A 21,098-nucleotide genomic window follows, 5' to 3' on the forward strand; every position below is an offset into this window, starting at 1 on the left:
AATCAACTAGCTGCATACTTGTTAAAAAAGCACTCTTGCGTTACGCTGGCGTCAGACCACTCACGAGGAGCAAGCATGGCATCGATTTTCTACCTGCACGGCGGCCCGGGCCTGAACGTCGCCATCGAAAGCACGCGCTTCCCGCAGGCCGTCGACGTGGAATGGTGGCAGCAGCCGCCGGCCGCTCCGTGCGCGCAGCGCCCCTACCTGGATTTGCTGGAGGCCACGCTGGCAGGGTTCCGCCGCAGCGCGGCGGCGCACGGCGCGCCGCTGACCGTGATGGCCAGTTCCTTCGGCGCCCACCTGGCGACCCACGTCGCCAACCACGCGCCGGAACTGGTGGCGCGCGTCGTGTTGCTGGCGCCGACCTACAATCCCGAACAGGCCGCGCTGCGCCTGGCGCGGCACGCGCTGTCCCGCAATGCCGGCCACGCCGACGCGCCCAAGGTCGTCGCGGCGCTGGCGGCCTACGAAGCGGCGCCGGGGCGGGCGCGTTTCTGGGACGTGTTCGGTGTGCTGCAACTGCTGCCGGATGTGCCGTCGCTGTATTTCGGCCCGCACGCCGGCGATGCGCCGCGCCATTTCCTCGAAGTGCTGCAACAGCCGGGCGCCTTTGACGGCCCGACCTCGGTCGCCGTGTCGGACGATTTTGCGGCCAGCTTCCAGCCGCCGGGACGCAGCGCCTTCAACGGACCGGTGTCGGTGCTGTTCGGCCGCCACGATCCGATGATAGATGCGGAACAGGATGGCGCCATCTGGCGCGCCATCTTCCCGCAGGCCAGCGTACGCCTGGTCGACAGCGGCCACTTCCCGCTGCTCGAATCGTCGCTCGAAGCCTGCCTGGCTTAGGCAGCGGCTTTGCGCGAGAAGTGGGCGTCGATTTCTTCCAGCGTCTTGCCCTTGGTTTCGGGCAGCAGGAAGGTGGCGGTCAGGAAGTACAGCAGCGCGCAGCCGGCGCCGTAGAAGAACAGCGTGGCATAGCCATACTGGCCGACGGTCGGCAGGAACACCGCCGCGATCACGGTGGACACGAACTGGTTGATCAGCAGCGCCACGCTCATGCCGTTGGAGCGGATACGGTTGGGCATCAGCTCCGACAACGCCAGCCACACGCACACGCCGGGGCCGACCGCGAAGCTGGCGACGAACAGGCAGATCGCCAGCGCCACCTGCCAGCCGTGCGTGGAAGGCGGCACCGCCGACAGGTGCGCCTGCTCGATGCGCAGCGGCGCGCCCACCGCATCGGCCGGATCGGCGAACGGATTCAGATGCAGGCGGCGGAAGAAGGCGCCGATCACACTGTCCGCCTGCACCGTGTCTTCACGGGCCAGGCGCAGCGGCGGCAGCGCCGGATCGTCGCTGCGGCGGCTTTGCACATTGGTGAACGGACCGTAGGAATAGGCGATCGACAGCTGCATGGCGGCGCCGTCGGCGGCCGTGCCGCCCAGCGCCTGCAAGGTGGCCGGATCGAGGCGCAGCTCCAGGCTGTCGGCCTGGGCGCGCGTTTGCAGCATGGCGCTGATGTCGCGCTGCTCGCCTTCCACGCTGCGGAACAGCAGGCCCGCCGTCAACAGCGCCAGCACGATGCCGCCGGTGCCCAGCATCATCAGGAACTTGCGGCCCTTGCGGTCCACCAGCGCCACCGCCACCACCGTCATCACCGCGTTCAGCACCTTGAGCGCGACGTCGGCCATGTTGGCGGTGGCGCCGGGCAGGCCGGCCTGGTTGAGGATGGTGACCACGTAGGCCAGGATGGAATTGATGCCGGTGGCCTGCGTCAGCGCCAGCACCAGGCAGGCCAGCAGGAAGGGCAGCACATAGCGGCGGCTCAGCAGACGGTCGCTGGCCACCGCGCCGCCGGACGAAGTCGCCGGCGACAAGGCCAGTTCGATGTCGCGCAGCTCCGCTTCCGCCTCGGCGGCGGGACGGGTGCGCAGCAGCGCGGCGCGGGCCTGGGCGATGCGGCCCTTGCGCGCCAGCCAGCGCGGCGATTCCGACAGCAGCAGGCCGCCCAGCGTGAACACCAGGCCAGGCGCCAGGCACATCCAGAAAATGCTGCGCCACGCATGGTCCTTGGCCGCGAACACGGCGTCGGCGCGGGCCGCCTCCGCCAAGCCTTGCGCCGCCGCCGTGGCGGTTTCCACCGTCTGCGCCTGGAATAAGCCGATCAACGCCGCCGCCACCAGGCCGATGGTCAGCAGCAGCTGGAACAGCGCCGCGCCGCGGCCGCGATGGCGCGCGTGCAGGCACTCGGCCAGGTAGAGTGGCACCACCACGCCGATCAAGCCGCCGCTGATGCCTTGCAGCAGGCGGCCCAGCATCAGCGGCAGGTAGCCGTCGGCCAGCGCGATCAGCGGTATGCTCAGGGTGAACAGCGCGCCGGCCAGCACCATCGCCGCGCGTCGCCCGACCAGGTCGGCCAGCGCGCCGGCGAACAGCGACGACAGCACGGAGCCCAGCAGCACCGCCGCGACGATAAAGCCCAGCTGCTGCGCGCTCAGTTTCCACGCCACCGACGCCGTCGATTCAAGATAGGGCAGGGCGCCGGCGATGATGCCGACGTCTATCCCATATAGCAGCCCTCCCATACCGGCGATAAACAGCAGATAGCCCATGGCGCGGGCGGGTGCGGTTGGCAGGGTGGCTTGCATCGAAACTCCGGCTAGTGTGAAGAAAGATCGATGGCTTCGCCTTCAACGAAGACGGCCACCGGCTGTAAATCGGCATTCAGGACCACCAGGTCGGCCCAGGCGCCGGGCGCCAGGCGACCGCGCTCGGACTCGCCGATGTAGTCGGCGGGGTAGAGCGACAGGCGGTTGGAGGCGTCGGCCAGGTCCAGCCCGAGGCCGACGAAATTGCGCAGCGCCTGGTCCATCGTCAGCACCGAGCCGGCCAGCGAACCGGTGGCCAGCCGCACGCAGCCCAGGCACTTGTAGACGCGCTGGCTGCCCAGGCCATACTCGCCGTCCGGCATGCCGGTGGCCGAGGTGGCGTCGGTCACGCCGTACAGGCGCGGGATGGCGCGCAGCGCGGCGCGGATCGCTCCTTCGTGCACGTGCTGCAAATCCGGGATGATCTCGGCGTACTCGGCATGCGCCAGCGCGGCGCCGGCGATGCCGGGGTGGCGGTGGTTGAGTGCCGTCATGCCGTTGAACAGGTGGGTGAAGCCGGCCGCGCCGGCGTTCAGTGCGGCCACACCGTCCTCGTAGCTGCCGTTGCTGTGGCCCAGCTGCACGCGGATGCCCATCTGCTTGAGCATCGGGATCAGGTCCAGGTGGCCGTCGACTTCGGTGGCGATGGTCAGCGCGCGGATCGGCGCCAGTTCGTGATAGCTGCGCACCAGCTCCAGGCTGGCCACCGCCACCGCGTCGGCCGGCTGCGCGCCGAGCCGGTGGATACTGAGGAACGGGCCTTCCAGGTGCACGCCCAGCATGCGCGCGGCGCCGGCCGGGCGATTGGCGATCACGCCGGCCAGGCCCTTGAGCGCGCGCCGGATCGAATTGTCGGTGGCCGTCATGGTGGTGCCCAGCATCGCCGTGGTGCCGTGGCGCGCGTGGCTGCGCGCCACGCTGGCGCCGGCGTCGCCGCCCTGCATGATGTCGACGCCGGCGGCGCCGTGCACGTGCAGGTCGATGAAGCCGGGCAGGATGGTCAGGCCGCTGTCGTTGCCGGCCTGCGCGTCCGCGTGGATGGTTTGAATGCGCCGGGTTTGCTCGTTGAAGGCAATGCTGCCCGTGATCCAGCCCTGTGGTGTGAGAATTCTGCCGCTTAACACTGTTTATTCCGCTATCAGGAGTTCGATGCCGGCTTCCAGCAGGCCATCGCGGTATTCCGCGCTGATGCTGGCGTCGGTAATGACGGTATGGACGCGGTCCAGCTGCACGATGCGGTGCAGGCTGACGCGCCCGAATTTGGAGGCGTCGGCGAGGACGATGATTTTCTTGGCCCGCTCCACCATCTTGTGGTTCAGGCTCGCTTCCGCCTCGTGGTGGGTGGTGACGCCGAATTGCAGGTCGAAGCCGTCGACGCCGAGGAACAGCTTGTCGAAGCTATAGGCCTGCAGGCAGGCCTCGGCCTGCGTGCCCTGGATCGACAGCGACTGCTTGCGCAGCAGGCCGCCGGTCAGGATCAGGTCGACCCCGGGGGCGTCGGCCAGTTCCCAGGCGATGTTCAGGCCATTGGTCATCACCGTCACGTTCTGCGCCTCGCGCAGGTGGCGCGCCAGCGAGATGGTGGTGGTGCCCGAATCGATGATGATGTTATCGCCCGGCTGCACCATGCGCGCGGCCCAGGCGCCGATGCGCTCCTTCTGCTCGTGGTTCAGCGCGTCCTTTTGGGGTATGGTCTGCTCGGGCGGCGGCGTACGGGTCAGCGTGGCGCCGCCGTGGCTGCGCGTGGCCAGGCCCTGCGATTCCAGCGCACTGAGGTCGCTGCGGATGGTGACGGCGGACACGCCCAGCTGGTCCACCAGCGCGGCCACCTGGACCGAGCCGTGTTGGGTAAGCGCTTGCAGGATGGAGGCGCGGCGTTGACTGGTATTTCGCATTATTGTGCAGTCGATTCTACAAAAACGTCGAGCTTAACAGATCGTGGCCGCGCTGCCAGCCGCCGTGGCCACATCGGCCGTCGCATTTAGCGTGTTTAGCGCTGCTGCGGCGGCGTTGCGGTTGCAGGCGCGCGCATATTGCGCCAGCAGGCGGCCGATCTTGTGCTCCAGCAGCGCGTCGGCCTTGGTGCCCAGCCGGCCTTGCAGCACTTCCAGGTACTGCTCCGGCAGGTGTTGACTCAGCAGCGAGAGCGGGATCGCCAGCGCATCGAGGTTGGTGCAAAGCTTGTCGACGGCGGCCACCACGGCCGGCTCGCCCCAGTAGTAGCGGCAACGGTCGCTCAGGCCATAGCGGCGCAGCAGGCGTTGTTCGGCGTTGCCGCCGGGGTAGTGCTTGGCCCAGTGCCTGGGTTGCGCCAGCATGGTTTCGTCCAGCACCTGCATCAGGCGCGAGGCCTGGCCGGGCGCCACCAGCTCGTTCTCGATCAGGCACAGCGCCTGCAATGCTTCGCGCAGCGCGAAGGTGGCGGCCGGGCCGACCTTGAGGATGGCGAAGTGGTCGCGCACCATGTCGTGCAGCGCCGATTCGCGCTGGTAGTCGGTGGAGTGGGCTTCGAACACCAGGCCGGGCTGGCCGGCGACGAAGGCCGACAGCGCGCCGGCCTGGGCCGCCTGGTAGTGCTGGATCCGGCTGTGGTCGAAGTCCACGCCCGGCTGCACCACCATCGCGATCACGCGGCGCCAGGCGCTGTGCAGTTCCATCGCGAAGAAGGCCAGGCGGTGCACGTCCAGCGTGCGCGCGGCGGCCTTGGGCGAGGTGACCGCGCCGGCCTGCGCCAAGTTGGCTTCGCCGCCGGGGATCGGGACTTCGGTGCCGATCACGTACACCGGCGGCGGCAGGCCGGCCTGCCCGGCCGCCTTCTCCGCGACCGCGCACAGCCGCGCCGAGCGGGCGGCGATGGTTTCGTCGCTCAGCAGTTGCGGATCGTCGGCGCAGCGCATGCTGCAATCGAGGTGGATCTTGTGGAAGCCGGCGGCGGCGTAGGCGGCGATCAGCGTCTCCGCGTGCTGCATGGCGGTGGCCGCGTCCAGTCCCTGCCAGGCGTTGGGGCCTAGGTGGTCGCCGCCCAGCACCAGGCGCTCCAGCGGGAAGCCCTGGCCGCGCGCCAGGTTGTGCACGTAGTCGCGGAAGGCGGACGGCGTCATGCCGGTGTAGCCGCCGAACTGGTCGACCTGGTTCGAGGTCGCCTCCACCAGCAGCACGGTGTCGTAGTCGGCCGCCACGCGCATCGCCGCGCGCAGCACGCTCGGATGGCTGCAGCAGACGCTGTACAGGCCTACGGCTTCGCCGCGGCGGTGGGCGGCGACGATCTGCTGGACGGGGGACAGGGTTTCGGTAGTTTTCATAAGTGGTCGGTGAGTTGCTGACGGGCGAGCAGGGCGGCGCCGCGCGCGCCGCCGGCGTCGCCGAATTTCGGCGGCAGGATGGGCGGTACGCGCACGCCGGGGAACAGGTGGCGGCGCATCGCGGCCGGCAACTGGTCGTACAGGTGGGCCAGCTGCGACAGGCCGCCGCCCAGCACGATGGCGTGCGGGTCCAGCGTCAGCACCAGCGTGGCCAGCGCGTGGCCCAGCAGGTCGGCGTGCAGCGCCATGGTCTTGCCGGCGATGGCTGAACCGGCGCGCGCCTGCGCGACGATGGCCGCCGGCGTTTCGTCGCCGCCGCCGAGGTGCTGGTGCAGTCGGCTCATGCCGGGACCGGAGACATAGCGCTCCAGGCAGCCGCGCCGGCCGCAAGGGCAGTCGAGGATGGGCAGGGCGGCAGCGGCAAACTGCAGCACCAGCTGTGATGCCAGCTGTGCCGCCGGCAGCGGCCAGTGGCCCAATTCGCCGGCCACGCCGTTGGCGCCTCGCAGCAGGCGGCCGCCGACGCAATAGCCGCCGCCGGCGCCGGTGCCGATGATGGCGCCGAACATGGTCGGCTGGCCGTGCGCCGCGCCGCCTTGCGCTTCCGACAGTGCGAAGCACTGGCAGTCGTTGCCGATGGCGACCGGGCGCTCCAGTGCATCCTTGAGCGCATGGGCCACGGCGCGGCCGTTCAGCGCCGGCACGTTGGAGCTGAGCTGGCGTCCGGTGGCGCTGTCGATCACGCCCGGCAGGCCGATGCCGACCGGCGCGCGCAGGCCCAGCGCCTTGTCGGCGCGGCCCACCAGGCCCTGGACCGCCAGCAGGAACTCGGCGAAATCGGTGCCCGGCGTGGCGATGCGCTCGCGGTGGACTTCCTTCAGTTCACGGCTTTCCTCGGCAAACGCCACCAGCTCGATCTTGGTGCCGCCGATGTCGATGCCGTGATAGCCGCGTGGTTCAGAATTCGTCATGGCGGTAGATGGTGACGCCTTGCACGACACGGTTGACGGTGCCGCCGGCAAAAGGATTATCGGGACGCAGTTGCAGCAGCGCCGACTGGTGCAGCGCGTACTGCTGCGCCATCAGCAGCCACAACGGGGCCAGCCAGGCGTCCGGCCAGGCCGGCGCGTCGATGCCGATGTCGGCGCCGGCGCCCACGGTCAGGCAGCGGCCCGCCACCTGGTCGCGCTGGAGCTCCAGCAGCAGGTCGTGCTCATAGCGGCGCGACAGCGGATCGGAGCTGCGGAACAGCACCACCAGCGTCTCCTGGTTCAACGCGGCCTTGGGGCCGTGGCGGAAACCGAGCGCGCTGTTGGCCATCGCCAGCACGCTGCCGGCGGTCAGTTCGAGGATCTTCAACGCCGCTTCCTTGGCCAGCGCCTCCAGCGGACCGCTGCCCAGGTAGACCACGCGCGAGACGCGCTGCGCGGCCAGTTCCGCCACCGGCGCCGACCACGCGGCCAGCGCCTGCTCGCCCAGTTGCGCCAGCGTGTCCAGGCGCTCCGGCTGGAAGTCGGGATCGAGCACGCACAACGCCGCCAGCAGCATGCAGGTGAAGCTGCTGGTCATGGCGAAGCCGCGGTCGCAGCTGGCGGCCGGCATCATCAGGTTCAGGGTCTGGTCGTCGCCGGCGCCTTGCAGGGCCAGCGCGCCGTCGGCGTTGCAGGTGATGTTGAGGAAGCGGGCGGTCGGCACCATGTCGCGCACCAGCTGCACCGCCGCCGTGCTTTCCGGGCTGTTGCCGCTGCGGGCGAAGGACACCACCAAGGTCGGCGCCGTGCGTTCCAGGTACAGCGCCGGGTGGGTCAGCAGGCTGGTGGTCGACAGCGCGCGCACCTGGCACGGCCAGGCGGCGTTGATTTCGTCGGCGATGATCTCGCCCACATAGGCCGAGCTGCCGGCGCCGGTCAGGATCACGCGCTGCTGCGGATTGCTCAGGGTGTCGCCCAGGAAGGCGGCGATGCGGCTTTTTTCCGTGGCGAGATGCGTCGCCAGTTCGCGCCAGAGGGCTGGCTGATGGACGATTTCTTCGGCGGTATCGAGGCCGCCGATATCGCGCCAGGCTTGGGGGGCACGTTGGAGTAAGTTGGTCATCGAAAGAATTAGTCTGGTTAAGTCAGGGAAAGAATAAGGTTTTATTTTCGGAATGTCAAATTCGAAAGCAAAAAGAAAGTTGGTTCGCAATGACGTTGGGCAGGGCTGTACCACTTTTGCCACGGAAACGAAAGTGAGTTATTCGATCGACTATCAATACGAAAGATTTGACCTGCTCTTTTCAAATATTTTCTTTCTTTTTGTTGACCGGACTTATTTTTATTCCTAGAGTAATTGCATCGCAACGCATTTTCTTTCGAGAAGCAGACCATGAAACAGATTTCAGCCATTGCCGCCTTGCTCGCCAGCGCCCCCTTGCTGGCCGCGCCGATCGGCAATTTACGCACCGTCACCACGGGCGCCGGCCAGCAGTGGGATCTGGTCACCGACACCGGCGCCCACATACAGCTTAGTCTTCCGCGCGCCGATGTGCTGCATATTTGGGCCGGTCCCAAATCCGGCCTGACCGGCGCCGGCGACAAGGCCGCGCCCATCGTCGTCGCCACGCCGGCCGCCACGGTGGAGCACAGCGTCAGCGAGCAGGCCGACCATATCCTGATACGCACGGCCGCCCTGAGCCTGCGCATCGACCGCAAGCCGCTGCGTTTCAGCCTGTTCCGCGCCGGCGACGCGCAGCCGCTGTGGCGCGAGATCCAGCCGCTGGAACTGGGCGACAAGCAAAGCGTGCAGACGCTGTCGAGCGACAAGACCGAACGCTTCTTCGGCGGCGGCCAGCAGAACGGCCGCTATGAATTCAAGGGCAAGCAGTTGCAGGTGTCGTACTCCGGCGGCTGGGAAGAGGGCGACCGCCCGAGTCCCGCGCCGTTTTTGATGAGCTCACGCGGCTGGGGCATGCTGCGCAACACCTGGTCCGACGGCAGCTACGATCTGCGCCAGAACGACCAGATCTCGCTGGAGCACAACGAAGCGCGCTTCGACGCCTACTACTTCGTCGGCAAGGACCTGCGCGACGTGCTGGCCCGCTACACCGAATGGACCGGCCGCGCGCGCATGCTGCCGCGCTGGGCGCTGGAATACGGCGACGCCGATTGCTACAACGACGGCGACAACGTCAAGAAGCCGGGCACCGTGCCCAAAGGCTGGACCGACGGCCCGACCGGCAAGACGCCGGACGTGGTCGAAAGCGTGGCGCGCAAGTACCGCGAGCACGACATGCCGGGCGGCTGGATCCTGCCGAACGACGGCTACGGCTGCGGCTATTCGGCGCTGCCGGAGACGGTGCAGGGCCTGGCCAAGTATGGCTTCCGCACCGGCCTGTGGACCGAGAACGGCGTCGAGAAAATGGCGTGGGAAGTCGGCACCGCCGGCAGCCGCGTGCAGAAGCTGGACGTGGCGTGGACCGGCAAGGGCTATCAATTTTCGCTGGACGCCAACAAGTCGGCCTACGACGGCATCCTGAACAACTCCGACGGCCGTCCATTCATCTGGACCGTGATGGGCTGGGCCGGCACCCAGCGCTACGCCGTCACCTGGACCGGCGACCAGAGCGCCAGCTGGGACTACATCCGCTGGCATGTGCCGACCTTGATCGGCTCCGGCCTGTCCGGCCAGGCCTACGCCACCGGCGACGTCGACGCGATCTTCGGCGGCAGCCCGGAGACCTACACCCGCGATTTGCAGTGGAAGAGTTTTACCCCGGTGCTGATGGGCATGTCCGGCTGGGCGGCGGCGGAGCGCAAGCATCCGTGGTGGTTCGCCGAGCCCTACGTCAGCATCAACCGCCGCTACCTGAAGCTGAAGATGCGCCTGACGCCGTATATGTACACGCTGATGCGCGAGGCGGAGCAGAGCGGCGCGCCGCTGGTGCGCGGCCTGATGTGGGATAACCCGGAAGATCCGGCGGCCTACACCGAAGCCTACAAATACCAGTACCTGCTGGGCCGCGACCTGCTGGTGGCGCCGGTGTACCGCAGCCAGGCGGTCAGCCAGGGCTGGCGCCGCGGCATCCACCTGCCGCAGGGCCAGTGGTTCGATTACTGGGACGGCCGCCAGGCCACGGCCGGCAAGGGCGGGCGCGATATCGACCTGGCCGTCACGCTGGACAAGCTGCCGGTGTTCGTCCGCGCCGGCGCCATCCTGCCGATGTACCCGGAGATGCTGTACGACGGCGAGAAACCGAAGGACGTGCTGACGCTGGACCTGTATCCGCACGGCGTTTCCGAGTTCACGTTGTACGAGGATGACGGCAATACCCGCAAGTACCAGGACGGCGCCTTCAGCCAGCAGCTGGTCCGCATGAACGCCGGCGCCGATGGCGTCAAGGTCGATGTCGAGCCGGTGGTGGGCAGCTATGCCGGCCAGCCTGATCGCCGCGCCTATGCATTGCGCCTGCTGACCCGCCAGCGTCCGGCCGCCGTCAGCACCGGCAGCGCCGTGCTGCCGCCGCTGGCCGACCGCGCCGCCTTCGATGCCGCCGCCGCCGGCTGGTACTTCGACGCCGCCGACCGATTGGGCACGCTGCACGTCAAGGCCGCCAGCCAGGACATCCGCCAGCCGCTGCGCTTCACCGTGCAAACCGGCGCCACGGCCATGGTGGCCGACGACGCCTTCCCATCCGCACCGGTGCTGGGCCGCGCCATTCCGGCCGACGCCATGATGGTGATGAACCGTCCGGCCGAAGAAACCGGCCACCCGCTGGAAAACGCCTTCGACAACAACCCGGCCACCTGGTTCCGCACCACGCGCAGCCCGGCGGTGCAGGGCGGACCGCACGAATGGGTGATCGGCTTCACCGAACGCCGCCTGATCGACGGCATCGAACTGGCGCCGCGCACCGACCAGCACTGGCAGCACGGCCAGATCCGCGACTACGAGATCTACATGGGCGACAACAACGGCGACTGGGGGCAGCCGGTCAAGCGCGGCCAGTTGAAGCTGGAGCAGGGCCTGCAGACGATCAGCTTCCCGCCGGCCGCCGGCCGCCTGCTGCGCTTCCGCGTCATGAGCACGCAGAACCCCGAGGGCGATGGCGCCGCCGCCACCGATCCGATGGTGACCGCCGTCGCCACACCGGTCGCGCGCGCCTACAACGCCGCCGTGCCGAGCGAGGTGCAGCCGATCACGCTGTCCAGCTTCCATGTGATGGCCTACCAGCCGAAGGAAGGCCCGGAAGTGCAGCAGTTCCTGTCCGACCTGGTCTTGCCGAAGAACGTCAGCCGCGACAAGCCTGTGCATGGCAGCGAGATGCGCATGAACGGCCTGTGGTTCCGCAAGGGCCTGGGCGTGGGCGCCGCCAGCCGGGTCGACCTGCAACTGGCCGGCAACTGGAACCTGCTGCGCGCCGACCTGGGCGTGGACGACAGCTGCCGCAGCGCGGGCGGCATGCAGTTCCAGGTCTGGAGCGGCGAACGGATGTTGTACGACAGTGGCCTGATCATGGCGCCCGCCGTGGTCAAGCCGGAAATCGATGTGCGCGGACTGAGTCAACTCAGCCTGCGCACCCTGGGCGCGCGCGGCAGCAAGCCGGCCCAGGTCTGCGGCAACTGGGCCAACGCGGTCCTGATAGGAACCGAGGGCAGCACCGTCCGGCCGCGCTGACCCAAGCCCTGGTTTCACAAGAAAGAGCCCCTCCACGGACCGGGGAGGGGCCGTTGCAGCCTCAAATAAATCAAACCACTAACAAACCACTGATAACAGGGAGACGAAGATGCATATGAAAAAACTGGTGGCCGCGATGGTAGCGGTGGGTCTGGCATCCACGGCGCTGGCCGCCGACGAGCTGGATGAGCAAGCACAAAAGAGCGCGAATGAGCAGAAGCTCGCGCGGGTCGAAATCACCGGCTCCAGCCTGAAGCGCATCAACGCCGAAACCGCGTCGCCGGTGCAGGTGATCGACGCCAAGCAGATCGAAAACATGGGCGCCCGCACGCTGCTGCAAGTGCTGGACAACCTGCCGGCCGCCCGCCCGGCGCAGCAGGACTTCCGCTCGATGTTCACCGGTTCCGACGGCGCCTCGCAGGCCAATCTGCGCGGCCTGGGCGCGCAGGGCACGCTGGTGCTGCTGAACGGCCGCCGCCTGTCGTTCTATGGCGCGCCGGCCGGCTTCCAGACCATGTTCGTCAACATCGACGCGATTCCCGCCGCCGCCATCGAGCGCATGGAAGTGCTGACCGACGGCGCCTCGGCCGTCTATGGCTCCGACGCGGTGGCCGGCGTGATCAACGTCATCACCAAGAAGAACTACAAGGGCTTGGAGGCCCGCGCCAGCATGGACACCACGCCGAGCGTCAAATCCTACGGCGAACGCCAGGCCAATGTGCTGTACGGCCTGGGCGACCTGAACACCGACGGCTACAACGTCTATGGCGCCATCAACGTCTACCAGCGCGACCGCATTTCGTCGGCGGACACCTATCTGAAACGACCCGACTACTTCTACGTCAACAACCCGACCTTTGTCTCGGGCATGCGCGTCGGCGTCGGCAGCGAACCTGGCGTGGTCAATCCCGGCACCTTCTTCGTCTTCGACAAGTCCAAGAACAATGCCCGCACCCAGCGCGCGGTCAATGGCTGCACCACGTCCATCACCGAGGCCTCCGGCAGCCGCTGCGTGTGGAATACGCTGCCCTACCAGCTGGACACCGGCCCCACCTCCGACCGCGCCACCGGCTTCCTCAGCGGCCGCCTGAAGATCAGCGAGAACCTGGAGGGCTTCGCCGAAGCGACCTACACCCACATCAAGCTGCGCGGCGAGAACGGTCCGCGCAGCTTCAACAGCGGCAGCACCAGCAACTGGTTCGCGCGCAATACCGGCAACACGCTCAACACCTTCGTCACGCCCTACCTGGGCCCCAACAACGCCTACCTGAAAGGCAAGCTGGATGCCGACATGGCGGCCAAGATGGGCGGCGCGGCGGGGCTGAACTACCTCATGCTCGACGCCCCCGGCCACTTCGGCCAGACCAATGAGGACAACAACTATCGCGCGGTGGCTGGCCTGCGCGGCAGCATCGGCGGCGGCTGGGATTTCGAGACGGCGCTCAGCGTCGCGGGCAGCCATTCGACGCTGTTCCAGACGATTAACATCAACACCCAGGGCTTCACCAAGGCCTTCGGTCCGTTCACCACCGACGCCGCGACCGGCCGCACCTATATCGCCGACAATCCGGCCTACAAGTTCGGCGAGATCAGCGACGCCAACGCCGCACTGCTGCGCGCCGCTTATCCAACTTTCGACATCCAGTCCTGGACCAAGCTGATTACCTGGGACGGCAAGGTCGAAGGCACCATCGCCAAGCTGGGCGAACGCGAAGTGCGCGCGGCTGTCGGCGCGAGCCTGATGCGCGAGAGCTTCTACACGCCGGGCAACCAGGAGGCTGCCAACGGCCACATCACGCAGCAGGGCGGCTCCTGGTTCGACGGCCAGCGCAATATCGCGGCGCTGTTCGGCGAAGTGGTGATACCCGTGACCGACAAGCTGGAAGTGAACGCCGCCGCGCGCCTGGACAAGTATCCGAACTTCCCGGCCAACCTGGCGCCGAAGATCGGTGTGCTGTGGCGCGCGCGTCCCGAGGTGATGGTGCGCGGCACCTACTCCGAAGGCTTCCGCGCGCCCAACCTGGCCGAATCGGGCAGCGGCGGCGTGTTCGCGCAGGTGGGCGGCATCCGCGACACCGTGCGCTGCGACGAAACCAATGCGATGGCCAAGGTGCTGATGAAGTCCGTCTCGCCGGCCGAAGCGGAGCTGGGCAAGAACATGCTCAATTCGAACTGCTCGACCACGGTCGGCGGCCTGACGCCGCCCAACCCGTCGCTGCGTCCGGAAAAGGCCAAGATCTCGACCGCCGGCCTGGTGCTGCAACCGGTCAAGGATGTCAGCATTTCGGTGGACTACTGGTTCGTCTACCGCCGCAACGAGATCGTGCGCCAGGACTTCAATGAGCTGTTCACGCAGCTGGTGGAAAAATACGGTCCGAACCTGGCCGGCACCACTGCCGCCATCCGCAATCCGATCACCGATGCGGACCGTGGCAACATGGCGGCCGTCGCCGCCATGTGCAACAACCCGGCCAACGCGGCGGCTTGCTCCGGCGGCGCGCCGAAGTACTCGGTGGGTAACCTGGGTGGCTTGATCAACTCGTATTCGAACCGTGGCCGCACGCTGGTCGACGGCGTCGACATCGATGCGCGCACCCGCTTCTCGCTGGGCGAGTACGGCAAGTTGAACACCGGCGTATCGGCCACCATCCGCCGCCGCGAGCTCTATAACTCGGAAGACGGCACCGGCTTCACGGGCAACTATGTCGGCTTCTACGATTCGCCGCGCGTGCGCGCCACCTTCAACGCCGACTGGGCCTATCAGAAGTTCGTCACCAGCCTGTTCGTCAACTACACCGGCAAGACCAAGTGGGCCTACGGTCCATGGGACAAGGACAACACGCCGGAGAGCTGCACGGCCGCTTCGGTCGCCTTGCCGCAGAACCTGTGCGGCGGCGCGCCGTCGTTCTACACGGTCAACCTGGCCCTGAACTGGAAGCCGATGAAGAACCTGGAGCTGGGCATGAACATCAAAAACCTGCTGAACAAGCAACCTAGCTACGATCCGAACGGCTGGGAAGGTTACAACCATAGCCAGAACCTGTTCGGCCGCATGTATTCGTTCTCGGCCAACTACAAGTTCTTCTGACCCGACCTGAGGAGAGCATAATGAAGCTACGACCTTTGAAGTCAAGACGGCTGTTCCTGTATTCCGCGGCGTTGATGTTGAGCGCCTGCGGCGGCGTCAGCACCGGCGGCCAGACGGATAAAACGGCCGCGCAGGTGGTCATGGGCGGGCCGCAGGCCGGCATCGTGGCCGCCAGCTCGAAGACGGTGGCGCTGGCCGGCAACGCCTTCATCACCAGCGCGCCGGCCGGCGCGGAGGAGGAGATCAACGGCAACGGACTGGCCAACTGGAGCAACCCTGACACGGTCACCAGCGCCTACTTCCGCATGGCGTCCGCCGGGTCGGTCACGCTGGGGCTGGACGCCCAGCTGGCCGGCAGCAACAACAGCACCATCCGCGTCACCGTCAACGGCACGCCGTTCCTGGTCAAGCTGTCGGTCAACGGCAGCAGGACCTACAAGGTCGGCACCGTCAACATTGCGGCGCCGGGCTATGTGAAGGTTGACCTGCAGGGCGTCAGCAAGGACGGCGGCTACTTCGGCGACGTCTCGGCGCTGCGGGTGACCACCAGCGCCGCCATCAACTACGCCGACGACGCGGCCAACTACTATTGGTCGCGGCGCGGACCATCGGTCCACATGGGCTACACCACGCCGGCCAACACCGAGTATTTCTACAACGAGATGACGGTGCCGGTGGGGCAGGACCCGGAAGGCTCCTACTACATGGCCAACGGCTTCGGCCAGGGCTACTTCGGCATCCAGGTCAAGTCGCCCAGCGAGCGCTGGGTGCTGTTCTCGGTGTGGGATCCGGACGGCGGCGGCAAGACCACGCTGGTGAAAAAGGGCGCGGGCGTGGTGGACAACGGCTTCGGCGGCGAAGGCACGGGCGGCCAGTCCTACCTGAGCTACAACTGGATCAGCGGGAACACCTATCGCTTCATCACCCGCGCGCGGCCGGACGGCGCCGGCGCCACCGACTACTCGGCGTGGTTCTACGCGCCGGAGCTGGGCGTGTGGCGCTTTATCGCCACCTGGAAGCGTCCCGCCACCACTACGTATCTGACCGGAGCCTACTCCTTCCTGGAGAACTTCATCGATACCAAGGGCTATACTGGCCGGCGTGTATCGTTCGGCAACCAGTGGGCGCGCAACGTGTCGGGCGCGTGGTCCGAGGTGACCAAGGCGCGCTTCACCGGCGACGCCACCGTGACCAACGTCCAGCGCATGGACTACGCCGGCGGCCTGGATAACGGCCAGTTCTACCTGCGTAACGGCGGCTTCTTCGCCGGCTATGTGCCGGTGAACCAGAACTTCATCCGTGCCGCCAACGGCCAGCAACCGGCCGTGGATGTGACCACGCTGCCGCAGCAATAAGAAGAATTTTAAAAGGAGCACCATGAAATCAGTTTTTAATCGACGCGACTTCCTGAGCGCCGGCGCAGCCTTGGCCGGCAGCCTGATGCTGCCGACCGCCTTTGGCGCCACCCGCGAGCGGGTGCGCATCGGCATGATAGGCACCGGCATGCGCGGCCAGGTGCTGTTGCAGGAACTGCTGCGCCGCGACGACGTGGAGGTCGTCGCGCTGTGCGACATCGAGCCGATCATGCTGGGCCGCGCGCTCAAGCAGGTGGAAAAATCCGGCAAGGCCAAACCCAAGACCTTCGGCGAGGACCGCGATCCGCAAGGCTACAAGCGCATGCTGGACGCCGGCATGCTGGATGGCGTGATCATCGCCACGCCGTGGGAGTGGCACGCGCCCATGGCCATCGCCGCCATGCAGGCCAAGGTACCCGTGGGTTGCGAGGTGGTCGCCGGCATCACGCTGCAAGACCACTGGGATGTGCTGAGCACCCAGCTCAAGACCAACACGCCGTATATGCTGCTGGAGAATGTCTGCTTCCGCCGCGATGTGATGGCGGTGCTGCAGATGGTGCGTTCCGGATTGTTTGGCGAGCTGATACACCTGCAGGGCGGTTACCAGCACGACCTGCGCGCGGTGAAGTTCAACAGCGGCGATCCGGCCAAGCCGTATGGCAGCGGCGTGGAGTTCGGCGCCAAGGGCTGGTCGGAGGCCAAATGGCGCACCGAGCACTCGGTGCAGCGCGACGGCGAGCTGTATCCCAGCCACGGCATCGGCCCGTGCGCGATGTACACCAACATCAACCGCGGCAACCGCTTCACGCGCATCAACAGCTTCGCCACCAAGGCGCGCGGCCTGCACGACTACATCGTCAAGCAGCCGGGCGGCGCCAACAGCCCGAGCGCGAAGACGCAGTTCAAGCTGGGCGACGTGGTCACCACCACGCTGTCGTGCGAGAACGGCGAGACCATCCTGCTGCAGCACGATACCTCGCTGCCGCGCCCTTATTCACTGGGCTTCCGCGTGCAGGGCACCGACGGCCTGTGGATGGACGTGAACCATTCCATCCACATCGAAGGCAAGAGCAAGCCGCACCAGTGGGAGGACTTCCAGGCTTACCAGGACAAGTACGACCATCCGCTGTGGCGCAAGCACGCCAAGGACGCGGAGGGCGCCGGCCATGGCGGCATGGACTTCTTCGTGATCCAGTCCTTCATCGAAGCGCTGAAGGCGAGGGCGCCGATGCCGATCGATATCTACGACGCGGTGACGTGGAGCGCCATCACGCCGCTGTCGGAGCAGTCGATCGCGCAGAACTTCCAGACGCTCGATTTCCCGGACTTCACGGCCGGGGCATGGAAGACGCGCAAGCCGATCTTCGCGCTCTGAGGCGGATAAGCATCGTGGGTTACAATCTGCTGCGCCTAAACCCCAGCAGATTGAACCCCTACATGCCATCACGCCGTCTTTCCCTTGTCGCTTTAACCATCTTCGCCGCAGCCGCCGTCGTCGGCTGCAAAACCAATCCGGTGATAGAAACGCGGTCGGCACCGCCGCTGGCGGTGCCGGAGCCTCTGCCTCCGAAGAAGATCAAGATCGGCCTGGCGCTGGGCGGCGGCGCGGCGCGTGGCTTCGCGCACATCGGCGTGATCAAGGCGCTGGAGGCGCAGGGCATTTACGCGGACATCGTGGTCGGCACCAGCGCCGGCTCGGTGGTCGGCGCGCTTTACGCCGCCGGCAATACCGGTTTCCAGTTGCAGAAGGTGGCGATGGACATGGACGAAGCGGCGATCTCCGACTGGGCGGTGCCGCTGTTCGGCAAGAGCTCCGGCGTGCTGAAAGGCGAGGCGCTGCAAACCTACGTCAACAAGGCGGTCAACAGCCAGCCTATCGAGAAGTTGAAGATTCCGTTCGGCGCCGTGGCGTCGGACCTGAAGACCGGCCAGCCGATCCTGTTCCAGCGCGGGAATACCGGCATGGCGGTGCGGGCGTCGTCGTCGGTGCCGGGCGTGTTCCAGCCGGTGGTGATCAACGGCCGCTCGTATGTGGACGGCGGCCTGGTGGCGCCGGTGCCGGTGCGCTTTGCGCGCGACATGGGCGCGGACTTCGTCATCGCTGTCAACATCTCGACCCAGGCCGATGTGCAGGCCACCGTCAGCTCGCTGGACGTGATCATGCAGACCTTCAGCATCATGGGCCAGCGCATCAACCAGTACGAATTGAAGGACGCCGACGTGGTTATCGCGCCTAGCCTGGGCAAAATGGCGGGCAACGATTTCGCCGGCCGCAACCAGGCGATCCTGGCCGGCGAGCAGGCCGCCGCGCAGGTGATGGCGCAGATCAAGCAGAAACTGGAAGCCAAGCGCAGACCATAGCAGTACAATATCCGGTCCAAGAATAAGGAAGAGCACATGCAAACCAAACCATACCTGTCGCTTGCCGACATCAAGAAGATCGCTGCCGGCGCCGAAGCCGAGGCGACCGCCCACAACTGGCCAGTGGTGATCGCCATCGTCGACGACGGCGGCCACCTGCTGTGGCTGCAACGTCAGGACGGCGCCGCGCCGCTGTCGTCGCACATCGCCCCCGCCAAGGCGCGCGTATCGGCGCTGGGCCGCCGCGAATCGAAGATCTACGAAGACATGATCAACAACGGCCGCACCGCCTTCCTGAGCGCCCCGGCGCCGATGGCGGACGGCCTGCTGGAAGGCGGCGTACCCATCATCGTTGACGGCCACGTCGTTGGCGCCGTCGGCGTCTCGGGCGTCAAGTCGGCCGAAGATGTGCAGGTTGCCAAGGCCGGTATCGCCGCGCTGAATTAAGAAACAACCGTCGCACAAGAATGCCGCCTGGCTCAACACCAGGCGGCATTTTCTATTGGAGAATCGTCGCAGCATGCAAACGGCATGTCTATAATGTGATATCGCCAGCGATATCGCTGCGATGCCATGACTCCAAACCATCTGGCTAAAATCAAGCGAACCTTGTTGGACATGGAGCGCTCGCCGAGCGGGATTTCTCCTGCTCAGTTGAGGGGGCTGGCCCATGAGTTGGGGCGGCAGGCTATCAAGCGCGGAAAGGAGCCGACTTATATACGCGAGGCACCCCCACGACTACCGGTGCCGCTCAGTATTCCGGGGCATGCCAAGGATTTGCGGGTGGGGACTGCTAAAAATGTCATTAAGTCGTTGTTGAGAGACGTTGAGGTGTGGGAGGCTTACTTGCAAGGAGGGGATGATGGAAATTAGTGATGAGGAGATTCTGGCAATTCTGGCTCGGCCTTACGTTCGCTGTTTGCTTCCTGATCCAGACGGTGGTTATACGGTTACGGTACACGAATTTCCTGGCTGTGTTGCAGAAGGGGATACGGCGGAAGAGGCGCTGTGCAATTTTGACTCCGTTGCCGCATCATGGATCGCCGCAGCCGATGAAACCGGCTACCCGATCATCGAACCGATCGAGCCCCCTTCCTATAATGGCCGGATAGCGTTGCGTATTCCGGGCGGGCTGCATCAGGATATTGCGCATCTGGCGCAACTCGATGAATGTAGTATCAATCAACTTCTTAGCGTGGCGATCTCGGAATACGTCGGGCGCAGGCATGGAGCACCCCTAGCTCCATCACCAAAGAAAAAGGAATCAAACGCCAGGTCGCGCGCGGATATTGATGTTGCAACCAAATGAAATTGGGCTGCATTTTTGCAGGTATTTCGCCGACGGTCCATTGCCAAGCAGGGCAGATTTGGTTATAATTCAAAGGTTTAGCCAATCTCACCTCTACCGTAGCGACTACCACTCACTCCATCATCAATTGACCTTCTACCCTGGCCTGCGACGGCGGGGGACACACGACGGTCGTCTGACGTGGCGCAGCTACGGTAACTTTATCAGGAGTTGCCCTTGCCGCCATTTTTTTCTGGCCCTGCCGTTCCAGCCATACTGGCCCTCGCTGACGGTACCATTTTCAAAGGTTTTTCGATCGGCGCCGCCGGTCATACAACCGGCGAAGTGGTCTTCAATACGTCCATGACCGGCTATCAGGAAATCCTGACCGATCCTTCCTACAGCCGCCAGATCGTCACGCTGACGTATCCGCACATCGGCAATACCGGCGTCAATCCGGAAGACGTCGAATCCTCCAAAGTCCACACCGCCGGTCTGATCATTCGTGATCTGCCGCTGATGGCGTCGAATTTCCGCTCCACCCAGTCGCTGTCCGATTACCTGAAGGCCGAGAACATCGTCGGCATCGCCGGTATCGACACCCGCAAGCTGACCCGCATCCTGCGCGAGAAGGGCGCCCAGTCCGGCGCCATTCTGGTCGGCACCCAAGGCAACGAGCCGTCCGCCGCGCAAGCGCTGGACCTGGCCCGCTCCTTCCCCGGCATCGCCGGCATGGACCTGGCCAAGGTCGTCACCGTCAAGGCGGCCTACGACTTTACCGAAACCGAATGGACGCTGGGCGAAGGCTACGGCAAACTGTCGGATGCCAAGTTCCACGTGGTCGCCTACGACTTCGGCGTCAAGCGCAACATCCTGCGCATGCTGACCGCGCGCGGCTGCAAAGTCACCGTGGTGCCGGCGCAAACTTCCGCCGCCGACGTGCTGGCGCTGAACCCGGACGGCGTGTTCCTGTCGAACGGCCCAGGCGACCCTGAGCCGTGCGACTACGCGATCGCCGCCGCCAAGGTCTTCATGGCCAAGAAGCTGCCGCTGTTCGGCATCTGCCTCGGCCACCAGATCATGGGCCTGGCCTCGGGCGCGAAAACCCTGAAGATGAAGTTCGGCCACCACGGCGCCAACCACCCGGTGCAGGACCTGGACAGCAAACAAGTGCTGATCACGTCCCAGAACCACGGCTTCGCGGTCGACCCGGACAGCTTGCCGGCCAACTGCCGCGTCACCCACAAATCGCTGTTCGACGGTTCGCTGCAAGGCTTCGCCCGCACCGACACGCCGGCCTTCTGCTTCCAGGGCCACCCTGAAGCATCGCCCGGCCCGACTGACGTCGCTTACCTGTTTGACCGCTTCATCGGCATGATGGAAGCTACGGAGAAAAAATAA

The 21,098-nt window shown here is 66.0% G+C and carries 15 protein-coding genes; 9 read left to right on the top strand and 6 right to left on the bottom strand.

Going from position 1 to position 21,098, the window contains the following annotated elements; genetic code table 11:
• Positions 1-75 precede the first annotated feature (75 nt).
• Positions 76-849: an alpha/beta fold hydrolase gene (locus AC1RMD_RS14145; RefSeq protein ID WP_492927241.1), complete on the top strand. Its 774-nt coding sequence runs from the start codon at positions 76-78 to the stop codon at positions 847-849.
• Here AC1RMD_RS14145 and AC1RMD_RS14150 read toward each other — a convergent pair.
• From AC1RMD_RS14150 to AC1RMD_RS14175, 6 genes are read right to left on the bottom strand one after another with little or no spacing between them, the layout of a single operon-like run.
• Positions 846-2,651 carry an MFS transporter gene (locus AC1RMD_RS14150; RefSeq protein ID WP_492927242.1) on the bottom strand — a complete coding sequence of 602 codons (1,806 nt, stop codon included), beginning with the start codon at positions 2,649-2,651 and terminating at the stop codon, positions 846-848. The two genes, AC1RMD_RS14145 and AC1RMD_RS14150, sit on opposite strands and share 4 nt — an antisense overlap.
• Positions 2,652-2,662: 11 nt before the next feature.
• Positions 2,663-3,775: an N-acetylglucosamine-6-phosphate deacetylase gene (gene nagA, locus AC1RMD_RS14155; protein WP_492927243.1), complete on the bottom strand. Its 1,113-nt coding sequence runs from the start codon at positions 3,773-3,775 to the stop codon at positions 2,663-2,665.
• Positions 3,776-3,778: 3 nt separating this feature from the next.
• Complete coding sequence (locus AC1RMD_RS14160) at positions 3,779-4,546, bottom strand: DeoR family transcriptional regulator (protein ID WP_026335293.1); 768 nt, start codon at positions 4,544-4,546, stop codon at positions 3,779-3,781.
• Positions 4,547-4,579: 33 nt separating this feature from the next.
• Positions 4,580-5,953 (bottom strand): D-tagatose-bisphosphate aldolase, class II, non-catalytic subunit, encoded by a 1,374-nt coding sequence (locus tag AC1RMD_RS14165; protein ID WP_492927244.1) that lies wholly within the window; start codon positions 5,951-5,953, stop codon positions 4,580-4,582.
• Complete coding sequence (locus tag AC1RMD_RS14170) at positions 5,950-6,924, bottom strand: ROK family protein (RefSeq protein WP_492927245.1); 975 nt, start codon at positions 6,922-6,924, stop codon at positions 5,950-5,952. Before AC1RMD_RS14170 ends, AC1RMD_RS14165 begins: the two co-directional genes overlap by 4 nt.
• Positions 6,911-8,047, bottom strand: coding sequence for an SIS domain-containing protein (locus tag AC1RMD_RS14175; protein WP_492927246.1), 1,137 nt, complete (start codon positions 8,045-8,047; stop codon positions 6,911-6,913). The genes AC1RMD_RS14170 and AC1RMD_RS14175 overlap by 14 nt, the downstream gene beginning before the upstream one ends.
• A gap of 270 nt (positions 8,048-8,317) precedes the next feature.
• Here AC1RMD_RS14175 and AC1RMD_RS14180 point away from each other — a divergent pair, with 270 nt between their 5' ends.
• The 8 genes from AC1RMD_RS14180 (at position 8,318) to carA (ending at position 21,098) form a co-directional block, all read left to right on the top strand.
• Entirely contained in the window at positions 8,318-11,605 is a 3,288-nt protein-coding gene (locus tag AC1RMD_RS14180) for a TIM-barrel domain-containing protein (protein WP_492927247.1), read from the top strand.
• A 109-nt stretch (positions 11,606-11,714) separates the two neighbouring features.
• On the top strand, positions 11,715-14,693 hold the full coding sequence (locus AC1RMD_RS14185) for a TonB-dependent receptor plug domain-containing protein (RefSeq protein WP_492927248.1): 2,979 nt from the start codon (positions 11,715-11,717) through the stop codon (positions 14,691-14,693).
• Positions 14,694-14,713: 20 nt separating this feature from the next.
• Positions 14,714-16,048, top strand: coding sequence for a DUF3472 domain-containing protein (locus AC1RMD_RS14190; protein ID WP_492927249.1), 1,335 nt, complete (start codon positions 14,714-14,716; stop codon positions 16,046-16,048).
• Between the two features lie 22 nt (positions 16,049-16,070).
• Positions 16,071-17,423, top strand: coding sequence for a Gfo/Idh/MocA family protein (locus tag AC1RMD_RS14195; RefSeq protein WP_492927250.1), 1,353 nt, complete (start codon positions 16,071-16,073; stop codon positions 17,421-17,423).
• 62 nt (positions 17,424-17,485) lie between these two features.
• Positions 17,486-18,409: a patatin-like phospholipase family protein gene (locus AC1RMD_RS14200; RefSeq protein ID WP_492927251.1), complete on the top strand. Its 924-nt coding sequence runs from the start codon at positions 17,486-17,488 to the stop codon at positions 18,407-18,409.
• A gap of 36 nt (positions 18,410-18,445) precedes the next feature.
• A complete protein-coding gene (locus AC1RMD_RS14205) occupies positions 18,446-18,856 on the top strand; it encodes a heme-binding protein (RefSeq protein ID WP_020706088.1) in 411 nt (136 codons plus the stop codon).
• A 412-nt stretch (positions 18,857-19,268) separates the two neighbouring features.
• Entirely contained in the window at positions 19,269-19,718 is a 450-nt protein-coding gene (locus tag AC1RMD_RS14210; protein ID WP_492927253.1) for a type II toxin-antitoxin system HicB family antitoxin, read from the top strand.
• Between the two features lie 216 nt (positions 19,719-19,934).
• The gene (gene carA, locus AC1RMD_RS14215; protein WP_492927255.1) at positions 19,935-21,098 is read left to right on the top strand and encodes a glutamine-hydrolyzing carbamoyl-phosphate synthase small subunit; all 1,164 of its coding nucleotides are present in this window, start codon (positions 19,935-19,937) and stop codon (positions 21,096-21,098) included.

Source organism: Duganella sp. GW822-FHT06D06 (assembly GCF_058799615.1).